Below are 22,129 nucleotides of genomic sequence, written 5' to 3' on the forward strand. Positions count from 1 at the left end.
CCAAAAGTATGGTATAATAAAGAAAAATTTATGGAGTTATTATGTTAATAATTGAATTACTCAAAGCCCTATTTTTAGGAGTCGTTGAGGGAGTGACAGAATGGTTACCTGTTTCTAGTACTGGCCATTTAATCTTGGTTCAAGAGTTTATGAAGTTGAACCAAAGCAAATCCTTTGTTGAAATGTTTAATATTGTTATACAACTTGGGGCAATTATGGCAGTTATTGTCATTTATTTTAAACGCCTTAACCCATTTCAGCCAGGTAAATCTGCTAAAGAAATTCGTTTAACTTGGCAATTATGGTTAAAAGTAGTGATAGCTTGTATTCCATCTATTTTAATTGCTTTACCATTTGATAATTGGTTTGAAGCTCATTTTAATTTCATGATCCCGATTGCAATAGCCCTAATCTTTTATGGTTTTGTCTTCATATGGGTTGAAAAACGTAATGCACACCTCAAACCACAGGTAACCGAATTGGCAAGTATGTCTTACAAGACAGCTTTCTTGATTGGATGCTTCCAGGTTCTCAGTATTGTTCCGGGAACCAGTCGTTCTGGAGCTACTATTTTAGGAGCAATTATTATTGGAACTAGTCGTTCGGTCGCTGCTGACTTTACTTTCTTCCTTGCCATCCCAACTATGTTTGGTTATAGTGGACTTAAGGCGGTTAAATACTTTTTAGATGGTAACGTCTTGAGTTTAGACCAATCTTTAATACTTTTAGTAGCAAGTCTGATAGCTTTCGTAGTTAGTTTATATGTTATTCGTTTCTTGACAGACTATGTCAAACGACACGATTTCACCATCTTTGGTAAGTATCGTATAGTCTTAGGAAGTTTACTCATCCTCTACTGGTTAGTTGTTCATTTATTCTAAAATATAACATAAAAAGCTGAGTATTCCTCAGCTTTTTAGCGTGTTAGGCTGTGAAAAATTGCTAAAAAATAGCTTTTTCGGTATAATAAGAAAACTGAATACTCGTATGAGGTGATGATATGGAAATGAAACAAATCAGTGAAACAACACTGAAAATTACAATTAGTATGGAAGATTTAGAAGATCGTGGTATGGAGCTGAAAGATTTCCTAATCCCTCAGGAGAAGACTGAGGAATTTTTCTATTCTGTCATGGATGAATTAGACTTGCCAGACAACTTTAAAAATAGTGGTATGTTAAGTTTTCGAGTAACACCTAAAAAAGATCGCATTGATGTTTTTGTTACAAAGTCTGAATTAAGTAAAGATTTAAATTTAGAAGAATTAGCAGATTTGGGTGACATTTCAAAAATGTCTCCAGAAGACTTTTTTAAAACATTGGAACAATCGATGTTGGAAAAAGGGGATACGGATGCTCATGCCAAATTAGCAGAAATTGAAAATATGATGGATAAAGCAACTCAAGAAGTAGTTGAGGAAAATGTTTCTGAAGAACAACCTGAAAAGGAAGTAGAAACGATTGGATATGTTCACTATGTCTTTGATTTTGATAATATTGAAGCTGTAGTTCGATTTTCACAAACGATTGATTTTCCAATAGAAGCTTCTGAACTCTATAAAAATGGTAAAGGCTATCATATGACAATTTTGCTAGACTTGGAAAACCAACCAAGCTACTTTGCTAATTTGATGTATGCTCGAATGCTTGAACATGCTAATGTGGGCACAAAAACACGAGCTTACTTGAAAGAGCATAGTATTCAATTGATTCATGATGATGCTATTTCAAAATTACAAATGATTGAGATGGGATAAAATGATACCTTTTACAATTGAGTATATTTTTGTATTGATTGGAGCATTTTTATTATCAATCATTCTAACTCCTATTATTCGAGTTATATCTTTGAAGGTAGGAGCGGTTGATAAACCGAACGCTCGAAGAATCAACAAAGTACCAATGCCAAGTAGTGGTGGTTTAGCAATATTTCTCTCCTTTGTTGTAACAACATTATTTTTCATGCCAATGGCGGCCAGTAGACACTTTATAGAAGTCTCTTATTTTCACTACATTTTGCCTGTAATTATTGGCGGTCTCGTAGTTACAACAACAGGATTTATAGATGACATCTTTGAATTAAGACCTCGTTATAAAATGTTGGGAATTATTATTGCAGCTGTTATCATATGGAAATTTACACATTTTAGATTTGATAGTTTTAAGATTCCAATAGGTGGTCCACTCTTGGAGTTTGGTCCTATTCTAACTTTCTTTTTGACAGTTTTATGGATTATTTCGATTACTAATGCTATCAATCTGATTGATGGTCTAGATGGTCTCGTTAGTGGTGTTTCAATCATCAGTCTAGCAACAATGGCAGTGGTTTCTTATTTCTTTTTACCTAAAATAGATTTTTTTCTCACGCTAACTATTGTTATTTTAATCGCCTCAATAGTTGGTTTTTTCCCTTATAATTATCATCCAGCCATTATCTACCTAGGTGATGCTGGTGCCTTGTTTATAGGATTTATGATTGGTGTATTATCGCTTCAAGGTTTAAAAAACTCCACAGCTGTTGCAGTGATAACACCTGTCATTATTTTAGGAGTTCCTATTTTGGATACAGCTGTTGCTATTGTGAGGCGTAAATTATCAGGGAAAAAGATTTCTGAAGCTGATAAGATGCACCTGCATCACCGATTGCTATCTATGGGATTTACACATAGAGGAGCAGTTTTAGTTGTTTATGGTATTGCAATTATCTTTTCGCTTATCGCTTTGCTTTTAAATGTTTCTAGTCGTATTGGGGGAATTTTTCTTCTATTGGCACTACTATTAGCAATGGAAATTTTTATAGAAGGTTTAAATATTTGGGGTGAGAATCGGACACCACTATTTAATCTCTTAAAGTTCATTGGCAACAGTGATTACAGACAAAGTGTTATTGCTAAATATAGCGATAAGCATCAAAAATAAAAGCCTGAAAAGGCTTTTATTTTTGATCATTTAGATAGCAGTCACACCTCATTTTTGCTATAATTATTTAGAATATAATATCGGGTGAGTGCCCTATAATATCTTCTTTAAACCATAGAGAAATATCACATATTCTCTGTTAACCAAGAAAAGGAGTGTACAATGTCTGTACTTGAAATCAAAAATCTTCATGTTTCTATTGAAGGTAAAGAAATTTTAAAAGGTCTTAATTTAACGTTGAAAACAGGAGAAATTGCTGCTATCATGGGTCCAAATGGTACTGGGAAGTCGACACTTTCAGCAGCTATTATGGGAAATCCTAATTATGAAGTTACAGCAGGTGAAATTCTTTTTGATGGTGAAGATATTTTAGAGCTAGAAGTGGATGAACGTGCTCGTTTGGGTCTATTTCTTGCGATGCAATACCCTTCAGAGGTTCCAGGAATTACTAATGCTGAATTTATCCGAGCAGCTATGAATGCTGGAAAGGCTGATGATGATAAAATTTCCATCCGCCAATTTATCACTAAGTTAGATGAAAAGATGGAACTACTTGGCATGAAAGAAGAAATGGCGGAACGTTATCTTAACGAAGGTTTTTCAGGTGGTGAGAAGAAGCGCAATGAAATTTTACAACTCCTAATGTTAGAGCCTAAGTTTGCCCTCTTGGATGAGATTGACTCTGGCCTTGATATTGATGCTCTTAAAGTGGTATCAAAGGGAGTCAATGAAATGCGTGGTGAAGGTTTTGGTGCTATGATTATTACACACTATCAACGCCTTTTGAATTACATTACACCAGATAAAGTACACGTTATGATGGACGGGAAGGTAGTATTGTCAGGAGGACCAGAATTAGCGGTTCGCCTTGAGAAAGAAGGTTATGCTCAAATCGCTGAAGAGCTTGGTTTAGAGTATAAAGAAGAAGTCTAATTTGTCACTTCAACTAGAAGAGAAAAGGAGTTACAAATGTCTAAAGAAGCTATATTAAATTTTTTACAAGCCAAAGGTGAGCCTACTTGGTTACAAGAATTACGACTAAAGGCTTTTGAAAAAATAGAAGAACTAGAATTACCAGTAATTGAACGTGTAAAATTTCATAGATGGAATTTAGGTGATGGAACTATTTTAGAGAATGACTATACAGCTAACATTCCAGATTTCACAGAGTTAGGAAACAATCCCAAGTTGGTTCAAATTGGGACCCAAACTGTCCTTGAACAAGTTCCTATGGAATTAATAGAGAAAGGCGTTGTCTTTACAGATTTCTATTCGGCTTTGGAAGAAATTCCAGAAGTCATAGAGCGCTACTTTGGGAAAGCACGTCCTTTTGAAGAAGATAGACTTGCTGCCTATCACACAGCTTACTTCAACAGTGGTGCAGTGCTTTATATTCCAGATAATGTTGAAATTACTCAACCAATCGAAGGTCTTTTTTATCAAGATAGTCAATCTAAAGTACCATTTAATAAGCATATCCTTCTTATTGTTGGAAAAAATGCAAAAGTTAGTTACTTAGAGCGATTTGAGTCAATTGGTGATGGGACAGAACGAACAAGTGCTAATATTTCTGTAGAAGTAATTGCCCAAGCAGGTAGCCAAATTAAATTTGCTTCAATTGATCGCCTCGGAGAAAATGTGACAACGTTTATAAGTCGTCGTGGTCGTCACAGTAGCGATGCAACAATAGATTGGGCCCTTGGGGTGATGAATGAAGGCAATGTTGTTGCTGACTTTGATTCTGATTTAATTGGTGATGGAAGTCACGCTAATTTAAAAGTAGTTGCTGCCTCGTCAGGGCGTCAAGTTCAAGGAATTGATACGCGTGTTACAAACTATGGCTGTAATTCAGTAGGACATATTTTACAGCATGGGGTTATTTTAGAGCGTGGGACTCTTACTTTTAACGGTATCGGACATATTATAAAAGGTGCAAAGGGAGCAGACGCCCAACAAGAAAGCCGAGTTCTCATGTTATCAGACAAAGCACGTTCAGATGCTAATCCTATCCTTTTGATTGATGAAAATGATGTTACAGCTGGTCACGCAGCCTCAATTGGTCAGGTTGACCCAGAGGATTTATATTATTTGATGAGCCGAGGCTTGAACCAAAAAACAGCAGAGCAATTAGTTATTCGTGGATTTTTAGGAACAGTCATTGCTGAAATACCAGTAAAAGAAGTTCGCGATGAAATGATTGCCGTTATTGATACAAAACTAGAAAAACGTTAATATGACATTACTAGATAGTTATAAACTAAAGCAAGATTTCCCAATTTTAAATCAATTAGTTAATGATGAGCCGCTTATCTATTTAGATAATGCAGCAACGACACAAAAACCGAATCAAGTTTTAGAAGCTTTGCGAGACTACTACCAAAACGACAATGCAAATGTCCATCGTGGTGTTCATACTTTAGCAGAACGAGCGACTGCTCAGTACGAGAATGCTCGTGAAAAAGCAAGGCAGTTTTTAAATGCTAAATCAAGTAAAGAAATTTTATTCACACGTGGCACCACAACAGGATTAAATTGGGTAGCTAAGTTTGCCGAAAGTATTTTAGAACGAGGTGATGAGGTACTTATTTCCATTATGGAGCATCATTCTAATATTATCCCATGGCAACAAGCTTGCGAGAGAACTGGCGCTAAATTGGTTTATGCCTATCTAAAAGATGGTTCTTTAGATTTAGAAGATTTCTATAATAAATTATCCTCTAAAACTAAATTTGTTAGTTTGGCACATATCTCGAATGTACTTGGCTGTATTACACCAGTAAAAGCAATAGCAGAACGTGTGCATCAAGTTGGGGCATACATGGTTGTTGATGGAGCTCAATCAGCGCCACATATGGCGATTGATGTTCAAGACCTTGATTGTGATTTCTTCGCCTTATCTGGCCATAAGATGCTTGGTCCTACTGGTATTGGTGTTCTTTATGGGAAAGAAAGCATTTTAGATAAGATGCCACCTGTCGAATTTGGTGGTGAAATGATTGATTTTGTCTATGAGCAAAGTGCAACATGGAAGGAATTGCCCTGGAAGTTTGAAGCTGGAACGCCTAATATTGCTGGAGCGATCGCTTTTGGGGAAGCTTTAGATTATTTATCGGATGTTGGTATGGATGAGATTCATCAATATGAACAAAGTTTAGTTTCTTATGTGTTGCCTAAATTACAGGCTGTCGATGGTTTAACTATTTACGGACCTAGTGATGCTGAATCTCATGTAGGCGTTATTGCCTTCAATTTAGAAGGTTTACACCCACATGATGTGGCAACTGCAATGGATTACGAAGGAGTGGCTGTTCGTGCAGGTCATCATTGTGCACAACCCCTTATTAATCATCTTGGTATCCATTCGGCGGTTCGAGCAAGTTTCTATTTCTATAATACCAAAGAGGATTGCGACAAATTGGTAGACGCTATCCAAAAAACTAAGGAGTTTTTCAATGGCACTCTCTAAATTAGATAACCTCTACATGGCAGTGGTAGCTGATCATTCAAAACACCCTCATCATCATGGATTTTTAGAAGGCGTTGAACAAGTGCAGTTAAACAATCCTACATGTGGAGATGTTATTTCCTTATCTGTTAAATTTGATGGGAATATTATTTCAGATATTGCATTTGCTGGTAATGGTTGTACAATTTCTACGGCTTCATCAAGCATGATGACAGATGCAGTTATTGGGAAAACAAAAGAAGAAGCATTGCAGCTTGCTGATGTATTCTCCAAAATGGTTCAAGGCGATCAAAATCCAAAACAAGAGAAACTTGGGGATGCAGAGTTTCTAGCTGGGGTATCAAAATTTCCACAACGTATCAAATGTGCTACGCTTTCGTGGAATGCTTTAAGAAAGGCTATTGAGAGAGATAATCAGGCAGAACTCTGACAACCATAGTTGAAAGAATTACATTTAAACAACTTTTACTGACATAAGGTAGTCTAGTAGAAGAATGTCTTAAATTTAAATATTAAAGAAAGGATAAGTATGTCCGAAATAAATGAAAAAGTAGAACCACAGCCAATAGATCTTGGGGAATATAAATTTGGATTTCATGACGATGTAAAGCCAATTTATTCTACGGGAAAAGGTCTAAATGAGGCTGTTATTCGTGAGTTATCTGCAGCTAAGGGTGAACCTGGGTGGATGTTGGACTTTCGTCTAAAATCCTTGGAAACGTTTAATAAAATGCCAATGCAGACCTGGGGAGCAGATTTATCAGATATTGATTTTGATGATATTATTTATTATCAAAAAGCATCTGATAAACCTGCGCGTGATTGGGATGATGTTCCAGAAAAAATCAAAGAAACTTTTGAAAGAATTGGGATTCCAGAAGCTGAAAGAGCCTATCTTGCAGGAGCATCAGCACAATATGAATCAGAAGTGGTTTATCATAATATGAAAGAAGAATATGATAAGCTGGGTATTGTTTTTACGGATACTGACTCTGCACTTAAAGAGTATCCAGAGCTATTCAAAAAATATTTTGCTAAACTTGTCCCTCCAACAGATAATAAATTAGCTGCTCTGAACTCTGCTGTATGGTCAGGTGGAACATTTATTTATGTCCCTAAAGGTGTTAAGGTGGATATTCCACTTCAAACTTACTTCCGTATTAATAATGAAAATACTGGACAATTTGAACGTACTCTCATTATTGTTGATGAGGGAGCAAGTGTTCACTATGTTGAAGGTTGTACCGCCCCAACTTATTCTTCAAATAGTTTACATGCAGCTATAGTTGAAATTTTTGCACTTGATGGAGCTTATATGCGCTATACGACGATTCAAAATTGGTCCGATAATGTCTATAATTTAGTGACAAAACGTGCTACCGCTAAAAAAGATGCAACAGTTGAGTGGATAGATGGAAATCTAGGTGCTAAAACAACAATGAAATACCCATCGGTTTACCTTGATGGTGAAGGAGCACGTGGCACGATGTTGTCTATTGCTTTTGCAAACAAAGGACAACACCAAGATACGGGTGCAAAGATGATTCATAATGCTCCCCATACTAGTTCATCCATTGTCTCTAAATCAATTGCTAAGGGTGGAGGAAAAGTTGATTATCGAGGTCAAGTGACATTTAATAAAGATTCCAAAAAATCAGTGTCACATATAGAATGTGACACCATATTGATGGATGATATTTCAAAATCAGATACCATACCGTTTAATGAGATTCATAATTCACAGGTTGCTTTAGAGCATGAAGCAAAGGTGTCTAAGATTTCTGAAGAGCAACTGTACTACTTGATGAGTCGAGGTTTATCTGAAGCTGAGGCAACAGAAATGATTGTTATGGGGTTTGTTGAGCCCTTTACGAAAGAATTACCAATGGAATATGCGGTAGAGTTAAACCGCTTAATTTCCTATGAAATGGAAGGTTCAGTTGGTTAATTGAAGATTTCAAGAGATAATAAAAAGCCCCTATGTTATTGATGAAGGGGCTTTTATATTAGCACAGTTATTATCTAGAGCGCTTTATAAGTAATACTATCCCAGCTAAAAGACAAAGGATAGCGATGGTTCCCAGAACAATTAAAATAGATACAAAATGTGATTGGATAAATTGATCTGTTTTTGTCCACCACTGTTCTTTTGTTTGAGGCTGTTCTTGAATAGATTTGGTTTTGGTTTTAGTAACTTCTTTTTTAGGTTTAACGGCTTTTAATACAGGAGTTTTAGAAGAAATATTTTTAGCGTCTTTAAAACCTTTTTCTACAAGAGCGTTGACAAACGGATGACGATAGTACTCTCCGTCTTGGTCTGACCAATCGCCAACTCCTAAAACCACAGTTATCAAGCGAGTATTCTGGCGTTTAGCTGTAACTAAGGCATTAAAAGCAGCGCTAGGGCTAGAACCAGTTTTTAAGCCATCTACTCCTTCTAATCCAAATTTAGCGCCGGGGGTAGAGTAGTTATAAGTTGTAAATGTTTCTTCATAAGGAGTTCCGACCATGGCCTTGACTTCAGGATATTTTGTATAGTTCAGTATATCAGGGTATTTTTTAAGGAAATGATAGGTTAAAATTGATAGATCACGTGCAGTCGTAACGTTAGTAGCATTGTTATCGTATTCTTTTGGGGAGTAAAGTCCATTAAAAGCACTCGCTACCGCCCCACTGGGGTTATAAAAGTGAGTTTTTGTCATACCGAGTTTCTTGGCGGTTTCATTGATTCGTTTAATGAAGGCGTCAGGGTTGTTTTGTGATAAGTGGTTAGCAATCATAATAGTTGCTACATTAGATGACGGGACAGCTGTCATAGTAATCAGTTCACGAATAGGATAAGCAACCCCAGCATGAATATTATTATTACTAATTTCATAAATCTTACTTATGGCTTGGTCTGTTTCTGTTGCAGTCACTGTGGTGTTGAGGCTTGTTTTTCCTTTAGCTAAGTCTTCAAATAGTAAATATAAAGTAAACATTTTAGACATGCTAGCGGGATCACGTTCTAAATCAGCGTTATCTTCCCACAAAATATGACCTTTATTGTCAATAACGATAGACGCTTTAGGTTTATTAATATCTTTAACATCATATCCGGCTTCTCGGGTAATTTGCATAATATCTTTATGTTCTTCAGCTTGCACAGAGTTTACACAAGTCAGGGATAATAAAATGCAGAGGAAAGATACGATTAATTTAGGCATAGGTAACTCCTGAAAACTTTTTATTAATATTATAACAAAAAATCACTAATAAAAAAGACATTTCATTAGTGATTTTTAATTTTATATTTTCTCTTAAAACTAGTTAAAGAAACTGCTGTGCAGTAAGTCCTGTGTCAAAGGGAGATTACTATTAAAGTTTTTCGTTAACGTAGCGCACAAAATGATTCCACCACACTTTGAGGAAGAAACTGCGCTCAATACTATCTTTTGCCACTAAATGGACGCTAGGTTCCTTTATGAGATAGCCTTTTCCAACCTTATTAAGGTCAACGTAATAAGCTTTCCCTAGGTTCTCTTTTTTTGTAATAGGAGCAGTAAGCTCTTTTTTAAAGTTAATTTTTAACTGATTTTGTTTAGTGATATTTTTCTTCTGTGCTACTTTCAAATCGTTTTTAGCAACAGCGATAACCGATTGTTCTTTTCCGTCTCTCACACTTGCTTCTTTACCTTTATATGAAGCTCCTTTAGCTAATACAAGATTAGGTTCGTAGGTGTTTGTGATATAGTTCAAGAGAGAGTTAGTTGCTGTAAAGCGAGCATATTTGTCTTTATCGGCCTTATCAGCATGCATAATAACAGTGAGTAGCCTCATTCCACTTTCAGTGGACGTAGCAATAAAAGATTGGCCAGCTAATTCCGTTGTCCCAGTTTTCAAACCTGTAATACCTGGTCTAAAGACAGGCATATCTGGTAGCATGTAGTTATAAGAATGCATAATATCTTTATCAAATTTAGCAACGGACTTACTAGTAATCTTAAGAATGGAAGGATATTCGTTGACCAAATGGTAGGCAACAATAGCAATATCACGTGCACTCATTTTATTTTCGTCGTTTTGTGACGATTTTGGATAAATGTGATTGCCTAACATACTATTATTTAAGCCAGAAGCATTGACTAGGTGGCTATCATGAATTCCCCACTTTTCCAATTGAGCAGTCATTTTATCAACAAATTTACTTTCAGTTCCTGAAATATGTTCAGCTAAAGCAATGGCTGCACTGTTAGCACTAGAAATCATGGCAGCGTCCACGAGTTGTTTAACAGTATAGCGCCTTTTTTCTAAAGGAACATTACTAGCATCAGATTCGCGTGTTAGTTGATAAGGGTAGTCAGATATATTTACTTTGGTATTCCACTTGAGGTTACCGTTATCAATTTCTTTATAGACCATATAAACGGTCATTATTTTAGTCAAGGAAGCAATAGCAGCGGGTTTGTTAGCATCTTTTTCATACAAGATTTTTCCTGAATCTAAATCAACTGCCAAGGCATGTTTAGCGGAAGCATTAAAAGATTCAGCAGAGATGGTTGGCATAAAAAAAATGCAACTAAGTAATAGAATAGAAGTAATAATTTTTTTCAAAATAACACCTTTAGAAATTTTTTAAACTTTGTCCCTCCTATTATACCATATCACTATACCATACTAGGAATTATTATTTTCAGATAATTGAATGAAGAAAACGTTTGTTATAAAAATGTAAAAAAATGTAAAAAAATGAAAGTTAAAAAATTATCTGAAAATTTTGCGTTTTTGTCTTTTCTTAAGAATTTTTTGTGGTATAATGTTAGTCACTAGATAAATGAATTAGGAGAACAAAGCTATGGCAAAACAGAAAAATAACTGGCGCCGTGTTGGAGTTGGTGTCCTTACACTTGCTTCAGTTGCGACTCTTGCTGCATGTGGAAGTAAATCAGCTTCCCAGGATTCTAATGGAGCGATTAATTGGGCTATTCCAACAGAAATCAATACACTAGATTTATCTAAAGTTACAGACACTTACTCAAATCTAGCTATTGGTAACTCTAGTAGTAATTTCCTTCGCTTAGATAAAGATGGAAAGACAAGACCAGATTTGGCTACTAAAGTAGATGTTTCAAAAGATGGCTTAACTTATACAGCTACATTACGTAAAGGCTTGAAGTGGTCAGATGGCAGTAAACTTACTGCAAAGGATTTTGTTTATTCATGGCAACGTTTAGTTGATCCTAAAACAGCTTCACAATATGCTTACCTTGCTGTTGAAGGGCATGTGCTTAATGCCGATAAAATCAACGAAGGACAAGAGAAAGACTTGAATAAGCTAGGTGTTAAGGCAGAAGGCGATGACAAAGTTGTTATTACTTTATCTAGTCCGTCTCCACAATTCATCTACTACCTTGCATTCACTAACTTCATGCCACAAAAACAAGAAGTTGTTGAAAAATATGGAAAAGATTACGCAACTACTTCAAAAAATACAGTTTACTCAGGACCATATACTGTTGAAGGTTGGAATGGTTCAAATGGGACTTTCACGCTGAAGAAAAACAAAAATTATTGGGACGCTAAAAATGTAAAAACAAAAGAAGTTCGCATCCAGACTGTTAAAAAACCAGATACCGCCGTTCAAATGTATAAACGTGGTGAGTTAGATGCAGCTAATATCTCAAATACTTCTGCTATTTATCAAGCTAATAAAAATAATAAAGATGTCACAGATGTTCTAGAAGCGACCACTGCCTATATGCAATATAATACTACTGGTTCTGTGAAAGGGCTTGATAATGTTAAGATTCGTCGCGCCTTAAACTTAGCAACTAACCGTAAAGGAGTTGTTCAAGCAGCCGTTGATACAGGCTCAAAACCGGCAATTGCTTTTGCACCTACTGGTTTAGCCAAAACACCAGATGGAACTGATTTGGCAAAATATGTTGCCCCAGGTTATGAATATAATAAAACTGAAGCAGCAAAACTCTTTAAAGAAGGTTTGGCTGAATCAGGCTTGACTAAGCTAAAATTAACAATTACAGCAGATGCTGATGTTCCTGCTGCCAAAAACTCTGTTGACTACATCAAGTCTACTTGGGAAGCTGCTCTTCCAGGACTTACTGTTGAAGAAAAATTTGTAACCTTTAAACAACGCTTAGAAGACAGTAGAAAACAAAACTTTGACATCGTAGTTTCTCTTTGGGGTGGGGATTATCCAGAAGGATCAACTTTCTACGGCCTCTTTAAGTCAGATTCACAAAATAACGATGGAAAATTTGCTAACAAGGACTATGATGCTGCTTATAACAAGGCAATTTCTGAAGATGCGATGAAACCAGCAGAATCAGCGAAGGACTATAAAGAAGCAGAGAAAATTTTATTTGAGCAAGGTGCTTATAACCCACTCTACTTCCGTAGTGGTAAAGGTTTACAAAATCCAAAATTAAAAGGTGTTATTCGTAATACTACAGGTTTGTCAATAGACTTTACACATGCTTATAAAAAATAATTAAATTACTTTACACTAAACCTTTGCAAGAATTGGTAATTGCCAGTTCTTGCTTTTGGTTAAGTAAAGAAAGTGAAAGAGTTTGCTATTTTTAGCAATTCTAAGAAAAGGAAATGATATGATTAAATATATTTTAAAGCGTGTTGCTATTTTGTTAGTAACGCTATGGGTTGTCATAACCCTATCGTTCTTTCTGATGCAGATCCTTCCAGGAACACCCTACAATAATCCAAAACTCACTCAAGAAATGATCGCATTGCTTAATAAACAGTATGGTTTAGACAAGCCTGTATGGCAACAATATTTGACTTACCTTTGGAATGTACTTCATGGTGACTTTGGAACGAGTTATCAATCAGTGAATCAGCCAGTATCACGTATGATTAGCTTGAGATTAGGAGTTTCAGTACATCTAGGTGTTCAGGCTCTCGTATTTGGTGTTTTAGGCGGTATTTTGGTAGGAGCTATTTCGGCACGTCATAAGAATGATAAAGTCGATGGTATCTTAAGTGTTATTGCAACGCTAGGGATTTCTATGCCTTCATTTATCATTGGTATCTTATTATTAGACTATTTTGGATTTAAGTGGAACTTGTTGCCTTTATCAGGTTGGGGGACTTTCTCTCAAACAATTTTACCTTCTTTAGCTCTAGGACTCCCTACATTAGCATCTGTTTCACGCTTCTTCCGTAGTGAAATGATTGAAACTTTAAATTCTGATTATGTGCAACTAGCTCGTTCAAAAGGTATGACAATTCGTCAAGTAACTCGAAAACATGCTTACCGTAATTCTATGATTCCAATTTTAACTCTAATTGGCCCTTTGGCGGCGGGTCTGTTAACTGGTTCTGCACTAATTGAGCAGATTTTCTCGATTCCAGGAATTGGGCAGCAGTTTGTTACTTCGATTCCAACAAAAGACTATCCTGTTATTATGGGGACAACCATTGTTTATGCAGTAATGTTGATGGTTGCTATCTTGATAACAGACGTTGTTATTAGTATCGTAGACCCACGCGTTCGCTTGCAGTAAGGAGATGTTATGGCAGATAAAAACAGAACATTTAAACTTGTAGGTGCAGGATCTTCTAGCACACAAGAAAAAATTGAAAAGCCTGCTCTTTCGTTTATGCAAGATGCGTGGCGTCGCTTGAAAAAAAACAAATTAGCAGTAGTTTCACTCTATTTATTAGCTCTTTTACTTACTTTTTCGTTGGCTTCAAATTTATTTGTAACTCAGAAGGATGCTAATGGGTTTGATTCGAAAAAAGTAACGACATATCGCAACTTACCACCTAAATTGAGTTCAAACCTTCCTTTTTGGAATGGTAGCATTAAGTACGCTGGAAATACAGAATCTACAGACGCTTATAAGTCTCAAAATGTCCCTGAAAAAGTTAAGTATGCTTTAGGTACAGATTCTCTAGGGAGAAGTGTTGCTAAGCGCATCATCGTAGGTATTCGGATTTCCTTACTTGTAGCTATTGCAGCTACATTCATTGATTTAATTATCGGTGTTACATACGGTCTTGTTTCAGGTTTTGCTGGAGGACGCCTTGATACATTAATGCAACGTATCGTAGAGGTAATTTCATCAATTCCAAACTTAGTTATCGTTACAATGTTAGGTTTGGTCCTTGGTAACGGTATTACGGCTATTATTATCTCTATTGCTTTTACCGGATGGACTTCTATGTCTCGTCAGGTAAGGAATTTAACCCTATCATATCGAGAAAGAGAGTTTGTACTTGCTGCACGTTCACTTGGGGAAAGTCCAATTAAAATAGCCTTCAAACATATTTTACCTAACATTTCTGGTATTATCATTGTACAAATTATGATGACAATCCCAAGTGCTATTATGTATGAAGCGGTACTTTCAGCAATCAATTTAGGTGTTAAACCACCGACAGCTTCATTAGGATCATTGATTTCAGATGCACAAGAAAATTTACAATATTATCCATATCAAGTTATCTTGCCAGCTTTAGCATTGGTAATGATTTCATTGGCATTTATTTTGCTTGGTGATGGGTTGCGAGATGCTTTTGATCCAAAATCTAGCGATGAATAAGGAGGTATAATCATGGAAAAAGAAACTATTTTAAGTGTTAATAATCTTCATGTTGACTTCCACACATATGCTGGAGAAGTAAAAGCAATTCGTGATGTCAACTTTGAATTAAAAAAAGGTGAGACTCTTGCAATCGTTGGTGAATCTGGTTCAGGAAAATCTGTAACTACCAGAACTTTAATTGGTTTAAATGCTAAAAATTCAGAGATATCGGGGAATGTTCAATTTAAGGGGCGTAACCTTGTTGAACTATCAGAAGAAGAGTGGACTAAGGTACGCGGGAATGAGATTTCTATGATTTTCCAAGACCCTATGACTAGTTTGGATCCAACGATGAAAATTGGTATGCAAATAGCAGAACCAATGATGATTCATCAAAAAATTTCAAAAAAGGATGCTTTAAAATTAGCTCTCGAACTAATGAAAGATGTAGGTATCCCAAATGCTGAAGAGCATATTAATGATTACCCACATCAGTGGTCTGGAGGAATGCGTCAACGTGCGGTTATAGCGATTGCTTTAGCTGCTGATCCTGAAATTCTTATTGCTGATGAACCAACGACTGCTTTAGATGTAACAATTCAAGCACAAATTTTGAACTTAATGAAAAAAATTCAAGCAGAACGAGACTCCTCCATTGTTTTCATAACTCATGACTTAGGGGTCGTTGCAGGGATGGCAGATCGTGTAGCAGTTATGTATGCAGGGAAAATTGTTGAATTTGGAACTGTTGATGAGGTCTTTTATAATCCACAACATCCATATACTTGGGGATTATTGAATTCAATGCCGACAACCGACACAGAATCAGGTAGTTTAGAGTCAATTCCGGGAACACCACCAGATTTGTTGAACCCACCTAAAGGAGATGCATTTGCAGCTCGTAATGAATTTGCATTAGATATTGATCATGAAGAAGAACCACCGTACTTCAAAGTTTCAGAAACACATTTCGCTGCTACATGGCTTTTAGATGAAAGATCACCTAAGGTGCTTCCTCCATTACCGATCCAAAAACGTTGGGAAAAATGGAACGAGATTGAAGGGAGGAAAGCCTAATGACTGAAAATCGAAAAAAATTAGTTGAAGTCAAAAATGTTTCTTTGACCTTCAATAAAGGAAAAGCTAATGAAGTGAGAGCAATTGATAATGTTAGTTTTGACATTTATGAAGGTGAAGTGTTTGGATTAGTTGGGGAATCTGGATCAGGAAAGACAACCGTTGGACGTTCAATTTTAAAACTTTATGATATTTCTGATGGAGAAATTACCTTTAATGGAGAAGTGATCTCACATCTGAAAGGTAAAGCATTACATAGTTTTCGTAAAGACGCTCAGATGATTTTTCAGGATCCTCAGGCTAGCTTAAACGGCCGTATGAAGATTCGTGATATCGTAGCAGAAGGTTTAGATATACATAAATTAGCTAAATCAAAATCAGATCGTGATAGTAAAGTTCAGGCCCTATTAGATCTTGTAGGGTTAAATAAAGATCATTTAACACGTTATCCGCATGAATTTTCAGGTGGACAACGACAACGTATCGGGATTGCACGTGCTTTAGCAGTAGAGCCTAAATTTATCATTGCTGATGAACCAATATCTGCCTTAGATGTTTCAATCCAAGCACAAGTTGTTAATTTAATGCAAAAATTGCAAAGAGAACAAGGATTGACTTATTTGTTTATCGCACATGATTTGTCTATGGTAAAATACATTTCAGATCGTATCGGTGTTATGCATTGGGGGAAACTGTTAGAAGTTGGAACATCTGATGATGTTTATAACAATCCAATCCACCCTTATACGAAGAGTCTATTATCAGCTATTCCAGAACCAGATCCGGAGAGTGAACGTCAACGTGTTCACCAGCCGTATAATCCAGCTATTGAGCAAGACGGACAAGAACGTCAAATGCACGAGATTACCCCTGGTCATTTTGTTTTATCTACACCCCAAGAAGCTGAAGAATATAAAAAACAAATATTATAAAAGATGGCTAGCCCATCTTTTATTTTTTTACTAATAAAATAAATTTAGGTATGGAATTTTAAACTCTATGTTATTGGTGTTAGCCAACAGGAAACTTTTTTCAGAAAATGTAGAAAAAGTATGAAAAAAGAGTTGACAAAGTAAGAGATGATGTAGTAAACTAAATAAGTTGTCTCGAGAGAGCAGTTTCTATTAGCGCGTAGTTAACAACTTAAAAAAAGTAGTTGACAAAGCAGAATAAGTTTGCTAGAATATAGAAGTTGTCTCAAGAGAGGCAAAGACCTTTGAAAACTGAACAAGACGAACGAATGTGCAGGGTGGATTTACACTGTAAATCCGTCAATGACAAAAAAACAATAAATCTGTCAGCGAGACAGAAAAGAGCAAAGCTCAAACTTTTAATGAGAGTTTGATCCTGGCTCAGGACGAACGCTGGCGGCGTGCCTAATACATGCAAGTAGAACGCTGAGGTTTGGTGTTTACACTAGACTGATGAGTTGCGAACGGGTGAGTAACGCGTAGGTAACCTGCCTCATAGCGGGGGATAACTATTGGAAACGATAGCTAATACCGCATAAGAGTAATTAACACATGTTAGTTATTTAAAAGGAGCAATTGCTTCACTGTGAGATGGACCTGCGTTGTATTAGCTAGTTGGTGAGGTAAAGGCTCACCAAGGCGACGATACATAGCCGACCTGAGAGGGTGATCGGCCACACTGGGACTGAGACACGGCCCAGACTCCTACGGGAGGCAGCAGTAGGGAATCTTCGGCAATGGACGGAAGTCTGACCGAGCAACGCCGCGTGAGTGAAGAAGGTTTTCGGATCGTAAAGCTCTGTTGTTAGAGAAGAACGTTGGTAGGAGTGGAAAATCTACCAAGTGACGGTAACTAACCAGAAAGGGACGGCTAACTACGTGCCAGCAGCCGCGGTAATACGTAGGTCCCGAGCGTTGTCCGGATTTATTGGGCGTAAAGCGAGCGCAGGCGGTTCTTTAAGTCTGAAGTTAAAGGCAGTGGCTTAACCATTGTACGCTTTGGAAACTGGAGGACTTGAGTGCAGAAGGGGAGAGTGGAATTCCATGTGTAGCGGTGAAATGCGTAGATATATGGAGGAACACCGGTGGCGAAAGCGGCTCTCTGGTCTGTAACTGACGCTGAGGCTCGAAAGCGTGGGGAGCAAACAGGATTAGATACCCTGGTAGTCCACGCCGTAAACGATGAGTGCTAGGTGTTAGGCCCTTTCCGGGGCTTAGTGCCGCAGCTAACGCATTAAGCACTCCGCCTGGGGAGTACGACCGCAAGGTTGAAACTCAAAGGAATTGACGGGGGCCCGCACAAGCGGTGGAGCATGTGGTTTAATTCGAAGCAACGCGAAGAACCTTACCAGGTCTTGACATCCTTCTGACCGGCCTAGAGATAGGCTTTCTCTTCGGAGCAGAAGTGACAGGTGGTGCATGGTTGTCGTCAGCTCGTGTCGTGAGATGTTGGGTTAAGTCCCGCAACGAGCGCAACCCCTATTGTTAGTTGCCATCATTAAGTTGGGCACTCTAGCGAGACTGCCGGTAATAAACCGGAGGAAGGTGGGGATGACGTCAAATCATCATGCCCCTTATGACCTGGGCTACACACGTGCTACAATGGTTGGTACAACGAGTCGCAAGCCGGTGACGGCAAGCTAATCTCTTAAAGCCAATCTCAGTTCGGATTGTAGGCTGCAACTCGCCTACATGAAGTCGGAATCGCTAGTAATCGCGGATCAGCACGCCGCGGTGAATACGTTCCCGGGCCTTGTACACACCGCCCGTCACACCACGAGAGTTTGTAACACCCGAAGTCGGTGAGGTAACCTTTTAGGAGCCAGCCGCCTAAGGTGGGATAGATGATTGGGGTGAAGTCGTAACAAGGTAGCCGTATCGGAAGGTGCGGCTGGATCACCTCCTTTCTAAGGATAAGGAAACCTGCCATTTGTGTCTTGTTTAGTTTTGAGAGGTCTTGTGGGGCCTTAGCTCAGCTGGGAGAGCGCCTGCTTTGCACGCAGGAGGTCAGCGGTTCGATCCCGCTAGGCTCCATTGAATCGAAAGATTCAAATTGTTCATTGAAAATTGAATATCTATATCAAATTCCACGATCTAGAAATAGATTGTAGAAAGTAACAAGAAAATAAACCGAAAACGCTGTGAATATTTAATGAGTTTTCTAGTTTTAAAGAAACTAGGTTAATAAGGTTAAGTTAATAAGGGCGCACGGTGGATGCCTTGGCACTAGAAGCCGAAGAAGGACGTGACTAACGACGAAATGCTTTGGGGAGCTGTAAGTAAGCGCTGATCCAGAGATGTCCGAATGGGGGAACCCACTAGTTAATGACTAGTATCCATATCTGTTAAGGATATGAGAAGGAAGACGCAGTGAACTGAAACATCTAAGTAGCTGCAGGAAGAGAAAGCAAAAGCGATTGCCTTAGTAGCGGCGAGCGAAACGGCAGGAGGGCAAACCGAAGTGTTTACACTTCGGGGTTGTAGGACTGCGATATAGGATTAATCATTATAGAAGAATTACCTGGGAAGGTAAGCCAAAGAGAGTAACAGCCTCGTATTTAAAATGATAGATTAACCTTAGCAGTATCCTGAGTACGGCGAGACACGCGAAATCTCGTCGGAATCTGGGAGGACCATCTCCCAACCCTAAATACTCTCTAGTGACCGATAGTGAACCAGTACCGTGAGGGAAAGGTGAAAAGCACCCCGGGAGGGGAGTGAAATAGAACCTGAAACCGTGTGCCTACAACAAGTTCGAGCCCGTTAATGGGTGAGAGCGTGCCTTTTGTAGAATGAACCGGCGAGTTACGATATGATGCGAGGTTAAGTTGAAGAGACGGAGCCGTAGGGAAACCGAGTCTTAATAGGGCGTCATAGTATCATGTTGTAGACCCGAAACCATGTGACCTACCCATGAGCAGGTTGAAGGTGAGGTAAAACTCACTGGAGGACCGAACCAGGGCACGTTGAAAAGTGCTTGGATGACTTGTGGGTAGCGGAGAAATTCCAAACGAACTTGGAGATAGCTGGTTCTCTCCGAAATAGCTTTAGGGCTAGCGTCGATGTTAAGTCTCTTGGAGGTAGAGCACTGTTTGGGTGAGGGGTCCATCCCGGATTACCAATCTCAGATAAACTCCGAATGCCAACGAGATATAATCGGCAGTCAGACTGCGAGTGCTAAGATCCGTAGTCGAAAGGGAAACAGCCCAGACCACCAGCTAAGGTCCCAAAATATATGTTAAGTGGAAAAGGATGTGGGGTTGCACAGACAACTAGGATGTTAGCTTAGAAGCAGCTATTCATTCAAAGAGTGCGTAATAGCTCACTAGTCGAGTGACCCTGCGCCGAAAATGTACCGGGGCTAAAACATATTACCGAAGCTGTGGATGACACAAAAGTGTCATGGTAGGAGAGCGTTCTATGTGTGAAGAAGGTGTACCGTGAGGAGCGCTGGAACGCATAGAAGTGAGAATGCCGGTATGAGTAGCGCAAGACAGGTGAGAATCCTGTCCACCGTAAGACTAAGGTTTCCAGGGGAAGGCTCGTCCGCCCTGGGTTAGTCGGGACCTAAGGAGAGACCGAAAGGTGTATCCGATGGACAACAGGTTGATATTCCTGTACTAGAGTATATAGTGATGGAGGGACGCAGTAGGCTAACTAAACCAGACGATTGGAAGTGTCTGGTCAAACAGTGAGGTGTGATATGAGTCAAATGCTTATATCTTTAACATTGAGCTGTGACGAGGAGCGAAGTTTAGTAGCGAAGTTAGTGATGTCACACTGCCAAGAAAAGCTTCTAGCGATACATATACTCTACCCGTACCGCAAACCGACACAGGTAGTCGAGGCGAGTAGCCTCAGGTGAGCGAGAGAACTCTCGTTAAGGAACTCGGCAAAATGGCCCCGTAACTTCGGGAGAAGGGGCGCTGATTTTAGATCAGCCGCAGTGAATAGGCCCAAGCAACTGTTTATCAAAAACACAGCTCTCTGCTAAATCGTAAGATGATGTATAGGGGGTGACGCCTGCCCGGTGCTGGAAGGTTAAGAGGAGTGCTTAGCGTAAGCGAAGGTATGAATTGAAGCCCCAGTAAACGGCGGCCGTAACTATAACGGTCCTAAGGTAGCGAAATTCCTTGTCGGGTAAGTTCCGACCCGCACGAAAGGCGTAATGATTTGGGCACTGTCTCAACGAGAGACTCGGTGAAATTTTAGTACCTGTGAAGATGCAGGTTACCCGCGACAGGACGGAAAGACCCCATGGAGCTTTACTGCAGTTTGATATTGAGTATCTGTACCACATGTACAGGATAGGTAGGAGCCTATGATAACGGGACGCCAGTTTCGTTTGAGGCGTTGTTGGGATACTACCCTTGTGTTATGGCTACTCTAACCCAGATAGGCAATCCCTATCGGAGACAGTGTCTGACGGGCAGTTTGACTGGGGCGGTCGCCTCCTAAAAGGTAACGGAGGCGCCCAAAGGTTCCCTCAGACTGGTTGGAAATCAGTCGTAGAGTGTAAAGGTATAAGGGAGCTTGACTGCGAGAGCTACAACTCGAGCAGGGACGAAAGTCGGGCTTAGTGATCCGGTGGTTCCGTATGGAAGGGCCATCGCTCAACGGATAAAAGCTACCCTGGGGATAACAGGCTTATCTCCCCCAAGAGTTCACATCGACGGGGAGGTTTGGCACCTCGATGTCGGCTCGTCGCATCCTGGGGCTGTAGTCGGTCCCAAGGGTTGGGCTGTTCGCCCATTAAAGCGGCACGCGAGCTGGGTTCAGAACGTCGTGAGACAGTTCGGTCCCTATCCGTCGCGGGCGTAGGAAATTTGAGAGGATCTGCTCCTAGTACGAGAGGACCAGAGTGGACTTACCGCTGGTGTACCAGTTGTCTTGCCAAAGGCATCGCTGGGTAGCTATGTAGGGAAGGGATAAGCGCTGAAAGCATCTAAGTGCGAAGCCCACCTCAAGATGAGATTTCCCATGATTTTATATCAGTAAGAGCCCTGAGAGATGATCAGGTAGATAGGTTAGGAGTGTAATTGTGGTGACACATTTAGCGGACTAATACTAATAGCTCGAGGACTTATCCAAAAAGAGATATTGACAACGTTACGGTTTCTTGTTAGACTATAGATATTCAATTTTGAGTGA

The 22,129-nt window shown here is 39.0% G+C and carries 15 protein-coding genes, 1 tRNA gene and 2 rRNA genes; 16 read left to right on the forward strand and 2 right to left on the reverse strand.

The window, feature by feature from the left end; all coding sequences use genetic code 11:
• Nucleotides 1-41: 41 nt before the first annotated feature.
• The 8 genes from QOR44_RS00955 to sufB all read left to right on the forward strand — a co-directional run bounded on the left by QOR44_RS00955 (nt 42) and on the right by sufB (nt 8,332).
• Complete coding sequence (locus QOR44_RS00955; protein WP_000905322.1) at nt 42-881, forward strand: undecaprenyl-diphosphate phosphatase; 840 nt, start codon at nt 42-44, stop codon at nt 879-881.
• Nucleotides 882-1,000: 119 nt separating this feature from the next.
• A complete protein-coding gene (gene mecA / locus QOR44_RS00960; RefSeq protein ID WP_000425367.1) occupies nt 1,001-1,756 on the forward strand; it encodes an adaptor protein MecA in 756 nt (251 codons plus the stop codon).
• Between the two features lies 1 nt (nt 1,757).
• Nucleotides 1,758-2,918: a glycosyltransferase family 4 protein gene (locus QOR44_RS00965; RefSeq protein WP_000612110.1), complete on the forward strand. Its 1,161-nt coding sequence runs from the start codon at nt 1,758-1,760 to the stop codon at nt 2,916-2,918.
• Nucleotides 2,919-3,080: 162 nt separating this feature from the next.
• Nucleotides 3,081-3,851, forward strand: a complete 771-nt coding sequence (sufC, locus tag QOR44_RS00970; protein WP_000114503.1) for a Fe-S cluster assembly ATPase SufC — start codon at nt 3,081-3,083, stop codon at nt 3,849-3,851.
• 36 nt (nt 3,852-3,887) lie between these two features.
• Nucleotides 3,888-5,150 carry a Fe-S cluster assembly protein SufD gene (sufD, locus tag QOR44_RS00975; protein WP_000031277.1) on the forward strand — a complete coding sequence of 421 codons (1,263 nt, stop codon included), beginning with the start codon at nt 3,888-3,890 and terminating at the stop codon, nt 5,148-5,150.
• A 1-nt stretch (nt 5,151) separates the two neighbouring features.
• A complete protein-coding gene (locus QOR44_RS00980; RefSeq protein WP_000173343.1) occupies nt 5,152-6,384 on the forward strand; it encodes a cysteine desulfurase in 1,233 nt (410 codons plus the stop codon).
• Nucleotides 6,371-6,814 carry a Fe-S cluster assembly sulfur transfer protein SufU gene (sufU, locus tag QOR44_RS00985; protein ID WP_001218456.1) on the forward strand — a complete coding sequence of 148 codons (444 nt, stop codon included), beginning with the start codon at nt 6,371-6,373 and terminating at the stop codon, nt 6,812-6,814. Before QOR44_RS00980 ends, sufU begins: the two co-directional genes overlap by 14 nt.
• A 99-nt stretch (nt 6,815-6,913) precedes the next feature.
• Nucleotides 6,914-8,332, forward strand: a complete 1,419-nt coding sequence (sufB, locus tag QOR44_RS00990) for a Fe-S cluster assembly protein SufB (RefSeq protein WP_001289836.1) — start codon at nt 6,914-6,916, stop codon at nt 8,330-8,332.
• Between the two features lie 70 nt (nt 8,333-8,402).
• Here the strand turns inward: sufB and QOR44_RS00995 are convergent, their stop codons facing one another.
• The gene (locus tag QOR44_RS00995) at nt 8,403-9,590 is read right to left on the reverse strand and encodes a D-alanyl-D-alanine carboxypeptidase family protein (protein ID WP_001125236.1); all 1,188 of its coding nucleotides are present in this window, start codon (nt 9,588-9,590) and stop codon (nt 8,403-8,405) included.
• 151 nt (nt 9,591-9,741) lie between these two features.
• Nucleotides 9,742-10,977 carry a D-alanyl-D-alanine carboxypeptidase PBP3 gene (gene pbp3 / locus QOR44_RS01000; RefSeq protein WP_000720943.1) on the reverse strand — a complete coding sequence of 412 codons (1,236 nt, stop codon included), beginning with the start codon at nt 10,975-10,977 and terminating at the stop codon, nt 9,742-9,744.
• 241 nt (nt 10,978-11,218) lie between these two features.
• On the opposite strand from pbp3, the gene QOR44_RS01005 reads away from it, so the two are divergent.
• The 8 genes from QOR44_RS01005 (at nt 11,219) to QOR44_RS01040 (ending at nt 22,069) form a co-directional block, all read left to right on the forward strand.
• The gene (locus QOR44_RS01005) at nt 11,219-12,874 is read left to right on the forward strand and encodes a peptide ABC transporter substrate-binding protein (RefSeq protein ID WP_001118754.1); all 1,656 of its coding nucleotides are present in this window, start codon (nt 11,219-11,221) and stop codon (nt 12,872-12,874) included.
• A 118-nt stretch (nt 12,875-12,992) separates the two neighbouring features.
• A complete protein-coding gene (locus tag QOR44_RS01010) occupies nt 12,993-13,907 on the forward strand; it encodes an ABC transporter permease (RefSeq protein WP_000598968.1) in 915 nt (304 codons plus the stop codon).
• Nucleotides 13,908-13,916: 9 nt separating this feature from the next.
• A complete protein-coding gene (locus QOR44_RS01015; protein WP_000764052.1) occupies nt 13,917-14,948 on the forward strand; it encodes an ABC transporter permease in 1,032 nt (343 codons plus the stop codon).
• Nucleotides 14,949-14,960: 12 nt separating this feature from the next.
• Nucleotides 14,961-16,007 (forward strand): ABC transporter ATP-binding protein, encoded by a 1,047-nt coding sequence (locus QOR44_RS01020; RefSeq protein ID WP_000410286.1) that lies wholly within the window; start codon nt 14,961-14,963, stop codon nt 16,005-16,007.
• Nucleotides 16,007-16,939, forward strand: a complete 933-nt coding sequence (locus QOR44_RS01025) for an ABC transporter ATP-binding protein (protein WP_000138506.1) — start codon at nt 16,007-16,009, stop codon at nt 16,937-16,939. The genes QOR44_RS01020 and QOR44_RS01025 overlap by 1 nt, the downstream gene beginning before the upstream one ends.
• 397 nt (nt 16,940-17,336) lie before the next feature.
• Nucleotides 17,337-18,885, forward strand: a 16S ribosomal RNA gene (locus QOR44_RS01030).
• A gap of 54 nt (nt 18,886-18,939) precedes the next feature.
• Nucleotides 18,940-19,012 (forward strand) — tRNA-Ala (locus tag QOR44_RS01035).
• Between the two features lie 154 nt (nt 19,013-19,166).
• Nucleotides 19,167-22,069 (forward strand): 23S ribosomal RNA (locus QOR44_RS01040).
• Together the 16S and 23S rRNA genes with 1 tRNA gene alongside form the textbook arrangement of a ribosomal RNA operon.
• Nucleotides 22,070-22,129 lie beyond the last annotated feature (60 nt).

The sequence above is a fragment of the Streptococcus agalactiae genome, assembly GCF_949788565.1.
In the GTDB taxonomy this organism is placed as follows: Bacteria; Bacillota; Bacilli; order Lactobacillales; family Streptococcaceae; genus Streptococcus; species Streptococcus agalactiae.

What these genes read in the sequence shown, in the direction of transcription:
- QOR44_RS00955 (WP_000905322.1), top strand. Translation starts at nt 42, where the DNA reads ATGTTAATAATTGAATTACTCAAAGCCCTATTTTTAGGAGTCGTTGAG.
- mecA (WP_000425367.1), top strand. Translation starts at nt 1,001, where the DNA reads ATGGAAATGAAACAAATCAGTGAAACAACACTGAAAATTACAATTAGT.
- QOR44_RS00965 (WP_000612110.1), top strand. Translation starts at nt 1,758, where the DNA reads ATGATACCTTTTACAATTGAGTATATTTTTGTATTGATTGGAGCATTT.
- sufC (WP_000114503.1), top strand. Translation starts at nt 3,081, where the DNA reads ATGTCTGTACTTGAAATCAAAAATCTTCATGTTTCTATTGAAGGTAAA.
- sufD (WP_000031277.1), top strand. Translation starts at nt 3,888, where the DNA reads ATGTCTAAAGAAGCTATATTAAATTTTTTACAAGCCAAAGGTGAGCCT.
- QOR44_RS00980 (WP_000173343.1), top strand. Translation starts at nt 5,152, where the DNA reads ATGACATTACTAGATAGTTATAAACTAAAGCAAGATTTCCCAATTTTA.
- sufU (WP_001218456.1), top strand. Translation starts at nt 6,371, where the DNA reads ATGGCACTCTCTAAATTAGATAACCTCTACATGGCAGTGGTAGCTGAT.
- sufB (WP_001289836.1), top strand. Translation starts at nt 6,914, where the DNA reads ATGTCCGAAATAAATGAAAAAGTAGAACCACAGCCAATAGATCTTGGG.
- QOR44_RS00995 (WP_001125236.1), bottom strand. Translation starts at nt 9,590, where the DNA reads ATGCCTAAATTAATCGTATCTTTCCTCTGCATTTTATTATCCCTGACT.
- QOR44_RS01005 (WP_001118754.1), top strand. Translation starts at nt 11,219, where the DNA reads ATGGCAAAACAGAAAAATAACTGGCGCCGTGTTGGAGTTGGTGTCCTT.
- QOR44_RS01010 (WP_000598968.1), top strand. Translation starts at nt 12,993, where the DNA reads ATGATTAAATATATTTTAAAGCGTGTTGCTATTTTGTTAGTAACGCTA.
- QOR44_RS01015 (WP_000764052.1), top strand. Translation starts at nt 13,917, where the DNA reads ATGGCAGATAAAAACAGAACATTTAAACTTGTAGGTGCAGGATCTTCT.
- QOR44_RS01020 (WP_000410286.1), top strand. Translation starts at nt 14,961, where the DNA reads ATGGAAAAAGAAACTATTTTAAGTGTTAATAATCTTCATGTTGACTTC.
- QOR44_RS01025 (WP_000138506.1), top strand. Translation starts at nt 16,007, where the DNA reads ATGACTGAAAATCGAAAAAAATTAGTTGAAGTCAAAAATGTTTCTTTG.